Raw genomic sequence first — 2434 nt, forward strand, 5'->3', positions numbered from 1 at the left:
GGGCCGGGTCCACGACGCAGCCGACGCTCAGGACGAGCAGCACACCGAATATCTCCGGCTGCGGGATGCGGCGACCCGCGCGTACGACGACGCACTCCAGGGGATCCTCGAATCCACCCAGGACGGGACACTGCTCCGCGGTGAGGTGTTGGCGCGCTGGCAGGACTTTGTCGGCACGGGGGAGTTCATGCGGGGCCTTGAATCGCGGGTCGGCCGGGTGCGCGACGCCATGGGCTCGTTCCTCACCGGTCGGCCCACGCGGGCGGTGACCGTGGAGACGGCCATCGAGACCGGGCTCCACGCTGTCATCGTGGAACAGGCGGCGCAGGCAGCACAGAAGACTGAACATTCCTGGCGGGACGGCGACGCCGGCCGGGAACTGCTCACCGGGCTACCGCCACGCGGCGACGACTTCCCGGCCACCGTGGCGCGGGAGATCCGCGCCTGGCAGAAGGACCTGCTGGACCTGGTCAGTTCCGAGGGCGCGAACAAGCGATTCACTGCCCGGATGCTGTCCTTCGGCGTGAACGGCGTAGCAGTCGCTCTCATGGTGGTGGTGTTCGCCTCCACCGCAGGGTTGAGCGGACTGGAGATCGGGGTGGCAGGTGGCTCCGCCGTCGTCGGGCAGAAACTCCTCGAAGCAGTCTTCGGCGAGGACGCTGTCCGACGGCTGGCGAAATCTGCCCGCGACAACCTGCAGCGCCGGTGTGAGTCGCTCCTTCTCACCGAGCAGCAGCGCTACCTCACACTGCTGGAGCCGGCAGCCCGGCAGCTCCCGGCCGACACCCTGCGGGCCTATGCCCGTGACCTTGACTCACGCGGTTCGGATAAGCCTGACCTGAACAGCGACGATGCCCCTGACCGTGGGAACGACGACGAAGGCCACGCGGATGAAGGACACGGCCAGTGAGCCGGCACAAGGGCAAGCTGGCCGAGTCAGCAGTCCAGAACCAGCTTGAAGCTCTGGATACCGCACGGGAGCTGGCCGCGGGGCGCCTCCCCGAGCAGGACCTGAAGGCCGCCTACGAGGTGCTGGACCGCGCCAGCACCCGCCGCTCCTTGTCCGCCGCCCACACCGTCGTCGGCATTTTTGGCCCCACCGGCAGTGGCAAGTCCTCACTGCTGAACGCGCTGACCGGGACCGAGGTCGCGCGGGTAGCCGCACGCAGACCCACCACCTCCGAACCCCTCGCCGTGCTCTGGAAATCCGAGGGCAGCGGCCCGCTCCTGGACTGGCTGCAGGTGGCCCAGCGGCACGAACTGCCCGATCACTCGCGGCTGGCCTTCGGAGGGCGAACCTCCGCCGACGACGGCGACGGGTTGATCCTGCTGGACCTCCCAGATTTCGACTCCACCGCTGCAAGCCACCGCGAGGTGGTGGAGCGTCTGGCCGGGCAGGTCGACGTCCTGCTCTGGGTGGTCGACCCACAGAAATACGCCGACGCCGCCCTGCACCACGGCTTCCTCCGACGCATGTCCACCCACGGCGCCGTCACCATGGTGGCGCTGAACCAGACCGATCGTCTGATCGGGGATGACGTGGACCAGGTGACGGCTTCGCTGCGCGGCATCCTGGCCGACGAGGGACTCCCCTCTGTGGCAGTGCACCCGGTCTCGGCTGCCACCGGCGCCGGACTGGACCAGCTCGTGACGGAGATTGGGCAGACGGTAAAACGTCGGCAGGCTGCCACTGCGCGGCTCACGGCGGATGTCACGGCGGCTGCCACGCAGCTGGCCGGGCACGCTGGACCGACCGACGCCGCCCTGCCGCCCAAAGCGGCACGGTCACGGCTGGTGGAGCGGCTGGCTGGAGCCGTCGGCACCGAGACGGTGGTTGATGCGGTCGTTGGTTCCTACCGGCGGGACGCCCACGCCGCGACGGGGTGGCCGGTCACCCGCTGGCTGGGCAAGCTTAGGCCCGACCCGCTGCGTCGCCTGAACCTGCGCCGGTCGGATGTCAACGCAGCAGTCAATCGCACCTCACTGCCCACCCCGGGACCGGCGCAACGTGCCGCCATGGACGGGGCACTGCGGGAGTACGCCGACGCTGCAGCCCAATCGGTCAGCGGACCCTGGCGCGAGCAGATCCGCGGTGCAGCCCAGGGGGCGAACGAATCACTCGCCGACGGACTGGACCAGGCCATCGCGCAAACCGACCTTCGCTGGGGCACACGGTCCTGGTGGTGGCCGGTGATCGGCCTGCTGCAATGGCTGCTGTTCGCTGCGGCTGTCGCCGGGCTGGGATGGCTTGGCGTGCTCGCCGCACTGGGCTTCCTGCAGCTCCCAGCAATCGAGACGCCGATGGTTGAGGGCTTCCCGCTGCCCACGCTGCTGGCGATCGGGGGAGCGGTACTGGGAATCGCGGTGTCGTTGCTCTCTGCTGTTGCAGCCAAGGTGTCGGCTGGTTCGCGGGGACGCCGCGCACGACGGCGGC

1 protein-coding gene and 1 pseudogene are annotated in these 2434 nt (G+C 69.4%); both read left to right on the forward strand.

Features of this window, described 5'->3' with window-relative positions; translation table 11 throughout:
• Positions 1-910 (forward strand): annotated as a pseudogene (locus tag K728_RS21190) (ABC transporter); the annotation flags it as partial.
• Positions 907-2434, forward strand: a 1528-nt coding sequence (locus K728_RS0105475; protein ID WP_443110929.1) for a GTPase family protein, incomplete at its 3' end; no start/stop codon positions are given. The pseudogene K728_RS21190 and the gene K728_RS0105475, both read left to right, overlap by 4 nt.

The sequence above is a fragment of the Arthrobacter sp. CAL618 genome, assembly GCF_000468215.1.
In the GTDB taxonomy this organism is placed as follows: Bacteria; Actinomycetota; Actinomycetes; order Actinomycetales; family Micrococcaceae; genus Arthrobacter_D.